This is a genomic window from Kitasatospora sp. NPDC048545 (genome assembly GCF_040651155.1).
Taxonomy (GTDB): Bacteria; Actinomycetota; Actinomycetes; order Streptomycetales; family Streptomycetaceae; genus Kitasatospora.
The window spans coordinates 130,584-142,987 of the sequence record NZ_JBEZIQ010000013.1 but is presented as its reverse complement, the minus strand read 5'-3'; the positions used below and the strand labels follow the sequence as shown (position 1 = coordinate 142,987).

The window sequence follows — 12,404 nt, the reverse complement described above, 5'->3', positions numbered from 1 at the left end:
GTCGCTAGCCGCGCAGGGCCCGGCGCAGACGCGCCAGCGGGCCGGTCGGCCGTACGGGTGCCGGGTGGAGCCACTGCTCCAGGGCCCGGCGGTGGTCGGCGGCGAGCGGGCCGCCGTCGGTGAGCACCCACTGGGCGAAGGCCCGGGCGTCGGCGCGGTAGCCGCCGGTCTGCGGGTGGGTGCGGGCGTAGCCGAGGAAGAGCGGACCGTACCGCTCGCCGATGAGGCGGGGGAGGTCCGGGGCCACCTTGGCGGTGGTGTCCCGCCGCTTGGCGGCGAGGCCGGTGGACTGGGCGCGGACCCGGGCCGGGTCGAAGCCGGGCGGGACGGGCCCGCCGGCGACCAGGGCGGCCAGCAGCTCCGCCTGGCGGCGGGCCAGGCGTTCCCGGGCGGCGGCGGTGTCCCGGTCGCCGGGGTGCTCCCGGTCCGTGGTGGGGTCGCTCATCGCCGGGTGCTCCCCTCCAGCACCCGGCGGATGGCGTCCAGTTCACCGGCCAACTCGCTGGGCGGCGGGAAGTTCGCGTCCCGTTCCAGCAGGACGCCGGGGGGCGCCACCCGAGCGCAGAGCTCGGCCAGCACCTCCAGCACCGGTTCGGTGACGGGGTGGGCGTGCGTGTCGTGCCAGGTCCCGTCGACCAGGGTGCCGCCCGCGACGTGGACGTAGGCGAGCGCTTCCAGCGGCAGGCGGTCGAGTTCGGCGGCCGGGTCGACGCCGAGGTTGACCCGGTTGGTGTGCAGGTTGGCGACGTCGATCAGCAGCCGGACACCGGTGCGCCCGACCAGCTCGGCGAGGAACTCCCCCTCGGTGAACTCGTCGTCCGGCCAGGCGAGCTGGGCGGCGACGTTCTCCAGGGCGATCGGCACCGGGAGCTGATCCTGGGCGATCCGGACGTTCTCGGCGATCACCCGCAGCGAGTCCCGGGTCCGGGGGACGGGCAGCAGGTGGCCGGCCTCCAGGCCGCCGGCCCGGACGAAGGCCAGGTGCTCGGTGACCAGCGGGGAGCCGAGCGCCAGCGCGGTGTCGGCGAGCCGGGCGAGACGGCCGGGGTCGGGCAGGTCGGCGCCGCCGAGGCCGAGGCCGACGCCGTGCGGGACGACGGTGACGCCGCGTTCGCGCAGCACCGCCAGTGAGTCGGGCAGGTGGCCGGCGCAGACGTTCTCGGCGACCACCTCGACCCAGTCCAGGCCGGGCTGGCGTTCGACGACGGTGTCGATCTCGGGGCGCCAGCCGAGGCCGACGCCCAGGCGGGTGGGGGCGGTGTCGCCGGAGGTGGCCCGTGCGGGCAGGTCCAGGGCAGGGGAAGTCATCGGTTCGCCCCCTTCGGAGGGCTGGGGTGGGAAGGGCCGTCGGGTGGTGCGGGCGTCGTCGCCAGGACCACGCGGCCGTGTTGCTGAGGATGTCCCCGGGCGGGGTGGCTGCCAAGCCTCAACCGGTCTTCTCAGAGCATTATTTGAGCTTGCCGTCACGGTGCTGTGGGACCCCGGCCCCGGGCGGCGGACGTCCCCGCCGGAAGGACGCCCCACCGGGGCGGAATTCGGAGGCGGCGGAGGGGGCGGCAACGGCCGGCGTCGGAATCGATGACCTCTTTGACGATCCGTCGACCGCGATCGACGCGTGGCTGGGGTACGAGCGCTGTGCGGGGGAGCGCAAGGGGATCAAGCGCCCGAAGTGACCCTCGGAACAGTGATTCTGAGTGATCCGTGACCACGGCTTCGTCTTCGTGACCCGCACCCCGCGGCACGCGCCCTGTGTCGTGCTCTGCGGGGTGTTCGCCTTCGGCTCCGCGATGGCGGTGGAGGCGCTGACCACGGCGAACCGGAACTCGCCGCTGGCAGCGCTCTTCCGCTCGGGGGAGAAAGGATTCGTCGCGGTCGAGGGCCGGGTGATCGGGCTGGACACCGTGGACGTCACGGTCGAGGTCTGCCGCGCCCTGCCCGCGCCCCGGGCCGACGTCCCGTCGGGCTTCCGGGGCGAGGTGTCCGCCAGTCGTCCCGAGCAGTGAGACAATTGGTCTCGACCACGTGGTGCGAATCAGGACAGCACGGGAGAGACCGGGTCACGAACTCCTGTCGGTCGTACAGGTTTTGCCCCGCTCTTGACACATCATGGGCATAATCGCGCACATGACGATCAACCGCGCGAACGTGAGCGCGATTGCCGAGGACCTGTACGTGTGGCTCCCCCCGAAGCGGGGCTGGGGCCTGGCCAACTGCGGCCTGCTGGTCTCCGAGACGACCGCGCTCTGGATCGACACCCCCTACGACCCCTCGATGGCCGGGGAGTTCCTCGCCGCGAGCCGCCGGCTGCTGCCCGCCGGGGTCGAGGTCGACCGGGTGGTCGTCACCCACGCCAACGGCGACCACCTGTGGGGCGCCGGGGTGGTGCCGGACGCCGAGGTGATCGCCACCCGCGAGGCACTGGAGCACATCCACTGGGAGCCCACCCCGCAGCAGCAGCACGCGCTGGTCGCCGACAGCGACCCCGACTCCCCGCTCGGCGGCTACCTCAAGGAGCACTTCGGGCGCTTCGACTGGTCCGCCACCGACCCGGTCCACCCGGACACCGTCTTCACCGGCGAGCTGGAGCTGCGGATCGGCCGCTACCCCGTGCAGATCACCAGCCTGCCCGCCGCCCACACCGGCGGCGACCTGATGGTCCACCTCCCGCACCAGCGCGCGGTGTTCACCGGCGACGTGATCTTCTCCTCGACGCCCGAGCAGCCCGGCGACCACCCCTCGCACTGGGCCGGCCCGCTGGAGAACATCATCGGCGCCTGCGAGCAGGCCCTGGCCACCGGCGCGGAGATCTTCGTCCCCGGCCACGGCCCGGTGCTCGACCGCGCGGGCGTCCGCGAGCACATCGGCTACCTGACGTACGTCCGCGACCGCGCCCACTCCCTGCACGCCGCCGGGATACCCGCCCTGGACGCCGCCCGGCGGGTGATCGCCGAGCAGCGCCACCCCGAACTCGGCCTGCCCGAGCGGCTGGTGCTCACCGTCGCGGCCGAGTACCGGCACCTGGACGGCTCGGCGACGCCGGGCGTGCTGGACGCCATGGGACAGGTCGCCCTGGTCGCCCGGGAGCTGGCCGAGGACGCCGCCGCCCGGATCCCGCGCCCGCGCACCGCCCGGAACTGACCCCGGGCCCGGAACCGGCCGCCGGAATCGACCCCGGAACCGGCCCGGGCCCCGGCCCGGAACCACCCCTGCCCGGCCCGACCCGCCCGCACCCCGAGGACTCCGATGACGCAGATCGCGCTGACCGCCCTGGCGCTGGTCGCCGCCGTGGCCACGGTCCTGCTCGCCCGCGGCCGGGCCGGGGCCATCGCCCGGGCCGCGGCCGCCGAGACCGCGCTCACCCGGGGCGAGGAGCGCGCCCGGGTCGCCGAGGGCCGCCTCGCCCGCGCCGAGCAGCAGCTGCGCGAGGCGCAGGAGACCGCCCGGCGCTCCACCGACGAGGCCCGGCGGGCCGAGGGCCGCACCCGCGTTGCCGAGGACGCCGTCCGCGAAGCGCAGGAGGCGGCCCTGGAGGCGCAGGACGCCGTCCGGGACGCCGGCCGGCAGGGCGCCGCCGCGGCCGCCCGCGCCGAGGAGGCCGACCACCGCCTCGCCGCCGCCGAGGCGCGCGCCGCCGCGCTGCTCGCCGAGATCGGCCACCTCGCCCAGGAACGGGTCGCCGCCACCGCCGTACGGCTCACCCACACCAACGCCCCGCTGGTCGGCCCGCTGGCCCCGCAGACCGTCGGCCCGGAGGCCGTCCGGGCGCTGCAGTCCGTCCTCGACGCCACCGCCGCCGCCCTCGCCGACGAGCGCGAACGGGTCGACGCCGCCGCCCGCGCCGCCATGCGCGGCGCCACCTCCCGGATCCAGACCCTGCTCTACCAGATCCAGAGCCTGGTCCAGCAGCTCCAGCACGACAACGACGACCCCCGGCTGCTGGAGGTCGACTTCCGCAACGAGGTCGCGCTGCGCCGGATCCAGACCGTCGCGGTGCTCTGCGAGGCCTGGCCGGGCCTGGCCCGCACCGACTCGCCGCTCGCCGAGGTCGTCGTCGGCGCGCTGTCCCGGGTGCCCGGCTACGCCCGGATCAAGGTCGCCAACCACCTGCGCGAGCAGCGGCTCGCCGTGGTCGCCCGGGCCGCGGAGCCGATCGCCGTCACCATCGCCGAACTGCTCGCCAACGCCACGGCCTACTCCCACCCGGAGACCGACGTCCCGGTGACCGTCCAGCAGGGCGGCCGCGGCGCGCTGGTGATCGTCGACGACAGCGGCATCGGCATGGACGAGGACCAGCTGCGCCGGGCCCGCCGACTGCTCGCCGGCCCGCCGGACCTCCTGCTCACCGAGCTCGGCAACCCGCCCAAGACCGGCTTCGCGGTGATCGGCAAGCTCGCCCGCCAGTACGGCTTCGCCTGCCACATCGAGCCCTCGCCGTACGGCGGCATGCGGACCATCCTGCGCATCCCGGCCGGGCTGGTGACCGTCGTCGACGACGAGCAGCCGCTGTCGGTGCTCACCCCGCTGCCGCTGCGGGCCGGTTCCGGGCCCGTCCTCGCGCCCACCGTCGCCGCGGTACCGCCGATGCGCGACGCCGACGAGCAGGACGGCCCGCAGCTCGCCGACCGCCACAACCAGCCCGGACCGCACCCGGCACCCGCCATCCACGTGGTGCCCGACCCGGGCGCGGGCGGTGCGGACGCCGCGAACGCCGTCGGCCCGGCAGGCGTCCCGGGCTCACCGGGCTTCCCGCCCCTCCCGGGCCGTCCGGCCTCTTCGGGCGGCCCCGACGCCTCGGGTGCCCCGGACTCCCCGGACTCCCCGGACTCCCCGGGGGACGACGGCACCGGCCTGCCCACCCGGCGGCGCCGCCGCCCGCTGGCCGCCGAGGAGGCCGGTGCGCCCACCGCCACCGCCTCCGCCACCACCCCGGTACCCGGCCGCACCCCCGAACGGGCCGCCGCCCACTGGCAGGCGCTGCAGCGGGGCACCGACTCCGGCCGCGCCGCCGTCGCCGAGGCCGCCCGCGGGAGCGCCGCGACCGGGACCGGCACGAGCCCCGCCCGCAGCACCGGAACCGGAACCAGCACGCCCACCATCCCCGGCGACACCACCGCCGACCGCCCCACCGGTGACCACGCCACCGGCCCGACGACCTTAGAAGGAGCCGAGCAGTGAGCAGCTCGCCCAGCCCGACCGCCACCGACGAGATCTCGTGGGTGCTGACCCCGCTGCTGGAGCTGCCGGGGGTGCTGCACGCGGTCATCGCCACCGGGGACGGCCTGGTCGAAGGCGCCTCGGCGGGCCTGGGCCGGGCCTCCGCCGAGCGGGTCGCCGCGATGACCGCCACCGTGCACGCCTCCGCCCGCGCGTTCACCACCGCGTTCACCGACTCCGAGCGGCCCCGGCTGGCCCAGACCGTGGTGGAGTCCGACCTCGGCTACGCCATCGTGGTCCCGGCCGGGGAGAACACCTCGCTCGCCGTGTTCACCACCCCCGACGCCCAACTCGGCAACGTGTCCTACCAGATGCAGGTGCAGGTCGCCGCGCTGGGCCGCGCGCTCGCGAGCCCGTCCCGGCGACAGGACGACACAGCCCGGTCATGACCGCCGTCCCCCGCAGGCGGATGGTGCCCGCCTACCTGGCCACCGGCGGCCGCAGCCGCCCCGGCACCGAGGGCTTCGAGCGGCTGACCGTCCTGTTCGCCGACCGCGCCGAACCGCCGACCGGGCTCGAACCCGAACACCGCCGGCTCTGGGAACTGCTGCGCCCCGGCGCGCTGACCGTGGTGGAGGCCGCCGCGCACCTGCGCCTGCCGGTCAGCGCCACCGTCTTCCTCGCGGCCGATCTGGTCGAGGCGGGCTGCCTGCACGCCCGCGCGCCGATCCCGCCCGCCCAGCAGACCGACCGTTCCATCGTCGAGAGGCTCCTCGTTGGACTCCGTGCGCTCCGGTGACCGGGCCGGCGATCCGGTCGACCAGCCCGTCGGACGGCCCGCCGACCGCTCGGCCGACCAGCCGGACCGGGTGGGCTACCTGCCCGACCGGGACCAGACCCTGATGAAGCTGGTGGTCGCCGGCCCGTTCGGCGTCGGCAAGACCACGCTCATCCGCACCCTCTCGGAGATCGCCACCCTGCACACCGAGGAGGCGATGACGGAGACCGGCCGGCCGGTGGACGACCTCGCCGGCCTGCCCGAGAAGACCCACACCACCGTCGCGGTGGACTTCGGCCGCCTCACCCTGCCCGGCAACGTCGTGCTCTACATGTTCGGCACCCCCGGCCAGCGCCGGTTCTTCCCGCTCTGGCAGGACATCGCCCGGGGCGCCCTCGGCGCCCTGGTGCTCGCCGACACCCGCCGGCTGGCCGACTCCTTCGAGATCATGGACATGGTCGAGGAGCAGGGCCTGCCGTACGCCGTCGCCGTCAACTGCTTCCCGGACGCGCCGGTCCACTCGGTCGAGGTGCTCCGCGCGCACCTGGACCTGCACCCCGCCACCCCGTTGCTGCTCTGCGACGCCCGCGAGCGCGAGGCCAGCCTGGACGCGCTGATCGCGCTGGCCGAGCACGTCCTCGACGCCCTGCCCGCCGCCGCCTCCACCGCCACCCAGGAGCGCCCGTGACCGTCGAGACCCGCCCGACCCCGATCCACGGCCCGGTCTTCGCCGCCGACCCCCAACTGGTCTACGAGCGGCTGCGCCGGCACGGCCCGGTCGCCCCGGTGGAGGTCGCGCCCGGCGTCGAGGCCCTGCTGGTCACCGACTACCAGGCCGCCTTGGACCTGCTGCGCGACAGCGACACCTTCTCCAAGGACTCCCGCGCCTGGCAGCGGACCGTGCCGCCGGACTCCCCGCTGCTGCCGGTCCTCGGCTACCGTCCGACGGCCCTGTTCAGCGACGGCGAGACGCACGCGCGCTACCGCGCGGTGATCACCGACGCCCTCGCGCTGTTCGAACCGCACCGGCTGCAGCGCCAGGTCGCCGAGACCGCCCACCGGCTGATCGACCGCTTCGCCGCGGTCGGCCGCGCCGACCTGATCGCCGAGTACGCCCGCCAGCTGCCCGCCTCCGTGCTCACCACCTGGTTCGGGGTGCCCGAGGCGCAGCACGCCGAGGTGGTCGCCGCGATCACCGGGCTGATCGAGTCCACCGCGCAGGCCGGCGCCGCGTACGGGAAGCTGCTCGCAGTCGTCACCGCCATGGTCGCCGAGCGCCGCGCGCGCCCCCGGCACGACCTCGCCTCCTGGTTCGTCACCCACCCGCTCGGACTGGACGACGACGAGGCGATCCGCCAGATCACCCTGACCATGATCGCCGGGCACGAGCCGACCACCAACCTGATCGGCAACGCCCTGCTGCGCCTGCTCACCGACGCCCGCTACGCCGGTTCGCTGTTCGGTGGCGCGATGACCGCCCACCAGGCGATCGACGAGGTGCTCTGGCACGAGCCGCCGCTGGCGAACCTCTCCGCCCACTACCCGCGCTACGACATCGTCTTCCACGGCCGCGAGATCAAGGCCGGGACCCTCCTGCTGGTCTCCTACGCGGCCGCCAACTCCCAGGCGGCGCCGCCCACCGACGACGCCGGCGCGCTGCGCAGCGGCGAGAGCGCCCACCTGGCCTGGGCGGCCGGCCCGCACGCCTGCCCGGCCCGCGACCCGGCCCTGCTGATCTCGATCACCGCGATCGAGCAGCTGGGCAGTCGGCTCAGCGACCTCGAACTGGCCGCCCCGGCCGAGGAACTGCTCTGGCGCCCGGGCCCGTTCCACCGCGCCCTGGTACACCTCCCGGTCCGCTTCGAGCCGGTCGCCGGGTAGCGTCCGGACGGCCCGAGGGCCCGGACACCGCGGGTGGTGTCCGGGCCCTCGGCGCGGCCGCCGCTACTCGGCCGGCTTGAGCGTCAGCGAGATGCTGTTGATGCAGTAGCGCTGGTCGGTCGGCGTGCCGTAGCCCTCGCCCTCGAAGACGTGCCCCAGGTGCCCGCCGCAGCGCGCGCAGCGCACCTCGACCCGGCGCATGCCGAGCGAGGTGTCCTCGATGTACTGGACCCGGTCCTCGGCCAGCGGTGCGAAGTACGACGGCCAGCCGCAGTGGCTGTCGAACTTGGTCGCGGAGCTGAACAGCTCCGCGCCGCAGGCACGGCAGCCGTAGACGCCGACCGTCTTGGTGTCGGTGTACTCGCCGGTGAACGGGCGCTCGGTGCCCGCCTCGCGGAGCACGTGGTACTCCTCGGGGCTGAGCTGGGCGCGCCACTCGGCGTCGGACTTCTCGATCTCGTAGCTCATCACGGCTCCCGGTCGCGGTGGACGTACGTCAGACGTTGGAGGCAACGTTCGCGAGGTGTTCGAGAATTTCGGGCCCGAGGTTGGTGACGTCGCCCGCGCCCATGGTGAGCAGCAGGTCGCCCGGGCGGGCGAGGCCTGCCAACAGGGCGGGGGCGGCGGCGAAGGAGTGCTCGGCGGTGACCTCGGCGCCGGCCCGGCGGGCGGCGTCGATGATCAGCTCGCTGGTGACGCCCGGGATCGGGTCCTCGCGGGCCGGGTAGATGTCCAGCACCACCGAGGCGTCGGCCAGCGCCAGGGCCCGGCCCATCTCCTCGGCGAGCTGCTGGGTGCGGCTGAACAGGTGCGGCTGGAAGACCACCAGCACCCGGCCCTCGCCCTCCAGGCCCTCGCGGATCGCCTCCAGGTCGGCGGTCATCTCGGTCGGGTGGTGGGCGTAGGAGTCGATCACCTGGACGCCGGCGGCCTCGCCCTTGAGCTGCAGGCGGCGGCGCACGCCGGTGTAGGCGCCGAGCGCCTTGGCCAGGTCGGCGGCCGGGACGTCCAGCGCCACGCCGGCGGCCAGCGCGGCGACCGCGTTGTGGGCGTAGTGGCGGCCGGGCACCGAGACGGTGAAGGTCAGCTCGGTGCCGTCCAGGACGACGGTGACCTCGCTGGTCATGCCACGGGCGACCACCGAGAGCACCCGCACGTCGGCGTCCTCGGCGGATCCGACGGTGACCACGTTCAGGCCCTCGCGGCCGGCCACCCGGGAGGTCAGCTCACGGGCGCCGTCGTGGTCGGCCGAGACCACCAGGGTGCCGCCGGGGACGATCCGGCCGACGAAGGTCTCGAAGGACTCGTAGATCTCGTCGATCGAGGCGTAGTTGGCGTGGTGGTCCAGCTCCACGTTGAGCACGATCGCCACCTCGGGCGCGTACTTGTGGAAGCTGCGGTCGCTCTCGTCGGCCTCGGCGACGAAGACCTCGCCGGTGCCGTGGTGGGCGTTGGAGCCGGGGGCGTCGAGGTCGCCGCCGATCGCGTAGGACGGGTCCAGGCCCAGCTCGCCGAGGGCGACGGCGAGCATGCTGGTGGTGGTGGTCTTGCCGTGGGTGCCGGCGACCGCGAGCGCGCGGCGGCCGCCCATCAGCGCGGCCAGCGCGTCGGAGCGGTGCACCACCGGGATGCCGCGCTCGTGGGCGGCGGCCAGCTCCGGGTTGTCGGCGCGGATCGCGCTGGAGACGACCACGCTGCTGGTGCCGTCCGGCACGTGCTCGGCGGCGTGGCCGACGTGCACGGTGGCGCCGAGGGCGCGCAGCGCGAGGACGGTCTCGGACTCCTTGGAGTCGCTGCCGGAGACGCTGGCACCGCGCACTGCGAGGATCTTCGCCAGGCCGGACATCCCGGCGCCGCCGATGCCGATGAAGTGCGGGGCGTGCAGGTCGTGCGCGGCGTCGTTCAAGGCGTGGCTCCGTACGGGCGGGGGCAGACAGGTCGGGCGGACGGGTCGGTGCGCGTCGACGGCACGGACGTCAGGGACGTCACACACGTCACGCACGTCAGAACCGTCCTCGCGGGCGGACCGCAAGGACGATTCTGCACCACCGACGCGCGGAGCCGGGGTCCGTCGCCGGACCTCCCGCCCCGGGCGGCGGTCCCTAGGAGTCGCTGGCGAACAGCCTCAGCACCGGGACCCCCACCTTGTGCCGGGCCTGGGAGGCCCAGTCGCGGTGGAAGAACTCCTCCACGAAGTGCGGTGAGGTGAGCACCACCACCTCGTCCGCCCGGTGCTCCTCGACGACCGCGCGCAGCCGTTCCAGGGGCTTGTCCTCGACGAGCTCGCCCACCGCCTCGGCCCCGGCCGAGCGCAGGTGGCGCAGGCTGTGCTCCAGCGACTCGGTGGCCACGGTCGGCCCGGTCTCGGACTCGTCGTGCTCGTGCCTCACCTTGTCGAGGTGGCCGAGGGCGACGTCGTCCAGTGCCCGCAGCAGCTCGTCCTGCCTGCCGCGCGGCTGCATGAGGACGACGAAGGAGACCTCCTCGTCGCTGTGGAGCGTGGTGACGAGCTCCACGTCCGCGTCGGAGAGAGCCTTTTCGATCATCAGTACCGTCTTGAACACGTGAGTCCCTTCCAGTGGCCGGCCCCCGGGCCCCGGCATCGCATAACGGCATCACGACCGGGGGGTCACGGGGTCATTCCGAACCCGGGTGACGCAGGTAGCGGGTGAAGAGGAATCCTTTCTGCTCGATCAATGAGACCAGTCGCATCCGCTGCACGTCAGGCATTTGCGCATCGTGGAGGATGCGCGGCGCGTCGCCGCCGGTGAGCAGCGGGGCCAGCGTCAGGCACAGCTCGTCCAGCAGGTCCGCCGCCGCGAGCTGCCCCAGCAGCCGCGGGCCGCCCTCGGTCAGCTGCCGCGTCCAGCCCCGTTCGGCCAGTGCCGCCAGGCCCGCCCGCAGGTCCACCGAACCGGTGCCGGCGAGCACCAGGTCGGCCACCTCGGCGACCTCCCGGCGGCGCTCCGCGGGGGCGTCCTCGGTGGTGATCACCACCGTCCTGACCAGCGGTTCCGTGAACAGCGGCGCGGTCAGGTCCAGCTGCAGCGAGCGGGTCACGACCGCGATCACCGGGGCCGGTGCCTGGCCCGCCGCCGTCCGGGCCGCCGCGAACTCCTTGCGGGCCCGGGCCGGTCGGTAGCCCTCCGCGCGGACCGTCTCCGCACCCACCAGCACCACGTCGGACAGGGCGCGCAGCACCCCGAAGATCCGCTTGTCGGCGTCGCCGGAGAGCCCTTCGGACAGGCCGTCGAGCCGCGCCCCGCCGTCCAGGCCCGACACCATGTTGGCGCGCAGCCACGGACGGCCCCGATTCACCTGTTCGGGGTACGCGTACACGGCGGCGAGCGACTCCAGCGCGGCCGGATCGGAGACCGGCGCACCCAGCGGGCTGATCAACTGTTGCATGCCCTCAGTGTTCCACCGGGCGTCACCCGGAGGCGGTTCGGAGGCGGCCGGGACCAGGCGTACCCTCTACTGATGTGCCCGCAGCCTCCCGCCCCGACACCGCGACCGAGTCCATAGCCACCGCCGGCGCGGCCGGCTCCCCGATCGCGCTCACCGACCGTCGCCCCGTGGTGCCCGCCGCGCGGCTGGTCGCCGAGATGGTCCCGCCGCCCCGGTTCGCGGGCGTGAGCTTCGGGTCGTACATCCCGGACCAGACCCAGCCGAGCCAGTACGAGGCCGTCCAGGTCCTGGAGCAGTTCGCGGCCACCCTCGCCGGAGGAAACGGTTCGGCACCCAAGCGCAGCTGGTTCCGCCGCTCCGCCCCCGCGCCCACCGGCCCGGCCGGGGTCTACCTCGACGGCGGCTACGGCGTCGGCAAGACCCACCTGCTCGCCTCGCTGTGGCACACGGCCCCCGGCCCCAAGGCCTTCGGCACCTTCGTCGAGCTGACCAACCTGGTCGGCGCGCTCGGCTTCCAGCAGGCGGTGCAGACCCTCTCCGGGCACACGCTGCTCTGCATCGACGAGTTCGAGCTGGACGACCCGGGCGACACCGTGCTGGTCTCGACCCTGCTCGGCCGCCTGGTCGACAACGGCGTCAAGCTGTGCGCCACCTCGAACACCCTGCCGGAGAAGCTCGGCGAGGGCCGCTTCGCCGCCGCCGACTTCCTGCGCGAGATCCAGGGCCTGTCCGCGCACTTCCGGCCGATGCGGATCGACGGCCAGGACTACCGCCACCGCGGCCTGCCCGACGCCCCGCCGCCGTACTCCGACGAGGCCGTCGAGGCCGCCGCCGCCGGCACTCCCGGCGCCTCCCTGGACGACTTCGACGCCCTGCTCGCCCACCTCTCCGCCGTCCACCCCAGCCGCTACGGCGCGCTGCTGGACGACGTCACCGCCGTCTGCCTGCGCGGCGTGCACCAGGTCGACGACCAGTCCACCGCTCTGCGCCTGGTGGTGCTCGCCGACCGCATGTACGACCGCGAACTCCCCATCACCGCCTCCGGCCTGCCCTTCGACCGGGTCTTCCCGGAGGAGATGCTCCGCGGCGGCTACCGCAAGAAGTACCTGCGCGCGATCTCCCGCCTCGTCGCCCTCGCCCGGGACAGCGCCAAGGCCTGAGCCGTGACCTCCCGCTGATCGAG

At 74.6% G+C, this 12,404-nt stretch carries 12 protein-coding genes and 1 pseudogene; 8 read left to right on the top strand and 5 right to left on the bottom strand.

The features are described from left to right. Window positions 1–4: 4 nt before the first annotated feature. Window positions 5–1,308 (bottom strand): annotated as a pseudogene (locus tag AB0D10_RS15440) (DUF692 domain-containing protein). Between the two features lie 386 nt (window positions 1,309–1,694). On the opposite strand from AB0D10_RS15440, the gene AB0D10_RS15435 reads away from it, so the two are divergent. The 7 genes from AB0D10_RS15435 to AB0D10_RS15405 all read left to right on the top strand — a co-directional run bounded on the left by AB0D10_RS15435 (window position 1,695) and on the right by AB0D10_RS15405 (window position 7,813). After that, window positions 1,695–2,003 carry a hypothetical protein gene (locus tag AB0D10_RS15435; protein ID WP_360255930.1) on the top strand — a complete coding sequence of 103 codons (309 nt, stop codon included), beginning with the start codon at window positions 1,695–1,697 and terminating at the stop codon, window positions 2,001–2,003. 121 nt (window positions 2,004–2,124) lie between these two features. Further along, entirely contained in the window at window positions 2,125–3,138 is a 1,014-nt protein-coding gene (locus AB0D10_RS15430) for an MBL fold metallo-hydrolase (RefSeq protein WP_360255928.1), read from the top strand. A gap of 105 nt (window positions 3,139–3,243) precedes the next feature. Then, on the top strand, window positions 3,244–5,175 hold the full coding sequence (locus tag AB0D10_RS15425; RefSeq protein ID WP_360255925.1) for an ATP-binding protein: 1,932 nt from the start codon (window positions 3,244–3,246) through the stop codon (window positions 5,173–5,175). Next, on the top strand, window positions 5,172–5,603 hold the full coding sequence (locus AB0D10_RS15420) for a roadblock/LC7 domain-containing protein (RefSeq protein WP_360255923.1): 432 nt from the start codon (window positions 5,172–5,174) through the stop codon (window positions 5,601–5,603). Before AB0D10_RS15425 ends, AB0D10_RS15420 begins: the two co-directional genes overlap by 4 nt. Beyond that, window positions 5,600–5,953 carry a DUF742 domain-containing protein gene (locus tag AB0D10_RS15415; RefSeq protein ID WP_360255921.1) on the top strand — a complete coding sequence of 118 codons (354 nt, stop codon included), beginning with the start codon at window positions 5,600–5,602 and terminating at the stop codon, window positions 5,951–5,953. Before AB0D10_RS15420 ends, AB0D10_RS15415 begins: the two co-directional genes overlap by 4 nt. Window positions 5,954–6,056: 103 nt before the next feature. After that, on the top strand, window positions 6,057–6,620 hold the full coding sequence (locus tag AB0D10_RS15410) for an ATP/GTP-binding protein (RefSeq protein ID WP_360256028.1): 564 nt from the start codon (window positions 6,057–6,059) through the stop codon (window positions 6,618–6,620). Then, window positions 6,617–7,813 (top strand): cytochrome P450, encoded by a 1,197-nt coding sequence (locus tag AB0D10_RS15405; RefSeq protein WP_360255919.1) that lies wholly within the window; start codon window positions 6,617–6,619, stop codon window positions 7,811–7,813. Before AB0D10_RS15410 ends, AB0D10_RS15405 begins: the two co-directional genes overlap by 4 nt. 63 nt (window positions 7,814–7,876) lie before the next feature. Here the strand turns inward: AB0D10_RS15405 and msrB are convergent, their stop codons facing one another. The 4 genes from msrB to AB0D10_RS15385 all read right to left on the bottom strand — a co-directional run bounded on the left by msrB (window position 7,877) and on the right by AB0D10_RS15385 (window position 11,221). Then, window positions 7,877–8,281, bottom strand: coding sequence for a peptide-methionine (R)-S-oxide reductase MsrB (gene msrB, locus AB0D10_RS15400; RefSeq protein WP_360255917.1), 405 nt, complete (start codon window positions 8,279–8,281; stop codon window positions 7,877–7,879). A gap of 28 nt (window positions 8,282–8,309) precedes the next feature. After that, window positions 8,310–9,719: a UDP-N-acetylmuramate--L-alanine ligase gene (murC, locus tag AB0D10_RS15395; protein ID WP_360255915.1), complete on the bottom strand. Its 1,410-nt coding sequence runs from the start codon at window positions 9,717–9,719 to the stop codon at window positions 8,310–8,312. A 196-nt stretch (window positions 9,720–9,915) separates the two neighbouring features. Beyond that, window positions 9,916–10,377, bottom strand: a complete 462-nt coding sequence (locus AB0D10_RS15390) for an indole-3-glycerol phosphate synthase (protein ID WP_360255912.1) — start codon at window positions 10,375–10,377, stop codon at window positions 9,916–9,918. Window positions 10,378–10,450: 73 nt separating this feature from the next. Next, window positions 10,451–11,221: a pyrimidine reductase family protein gene (locus AB0D10_RS15385; protein ID WP_360255910.1), complete on the bottom strand. Its 771-nt coding sequence runs from the start codon at window positions 11,219–11,221 to the stop codon at window positions 10,451–10,453. Window positions 11,222–11,334: 113 nt separating this feature from the next. On the opposite strand from AB0D10_RS15385, the gene zapE reads away from it, so the two are divergent. After that, window positions 11,335–12,381: a cell division protein ZapE gene (gene zapE, locus AB0D10_RS15380; RefSeq protein ID WP_360256025.1), complete on the top strand. Its 1,047-nt coding sequence runs from the start codon at window positions 11,335–11,337 to the stop codon at window positions 12,379–12,381. Window positions 12,382–12,404 lie beyond the last annotated feature (23 nt).

Coding starts and splice junctions, on each gene's coding strand:
- AB0D10_RS15425 (WP_360255925.1), top strand. CDS start 3,244: ATGACGCAGATCGCGCTGACCGCCCTGGCGCTGGTCGCCGCCGTGGCC.
- AB0D10_RS15385 (WP_360255910.1), bottom strand. CDS start 11,221: ATGCAACAGTTGATCAGCCCGCTGGGTGCGCCGGTCTCCGATCCGGCC.
- msrB (WP_360255917.1), bottom strand. CDS start 8,281: ATGAGCTACGAGATCGAGAAGTCCGACGCCGAGTGGCGCGCCCAGCTC.
- AB0D10_RS15415 (WP_360255921.1), top strand. CDS start 5,600: ATGACCGCCGTCCCCCGCAGGCGGATGGTGCCCGCCTACCTGGCCACC.
- AB0D10_RS15410 (WP_360256028.1), top strand. CDS start 6,057: ATGAAGCTGGTGGTCGCCGGCCCGTTCGGCGTCGGCAAGACCACGCTC.
- AB0D10_RS15430 (WP_360255928.1), top strand. CDS start 2,125: ATGACGATCAACCGCGCGAACGTGAGCGCGATTGCCGAGGACCTGTAC.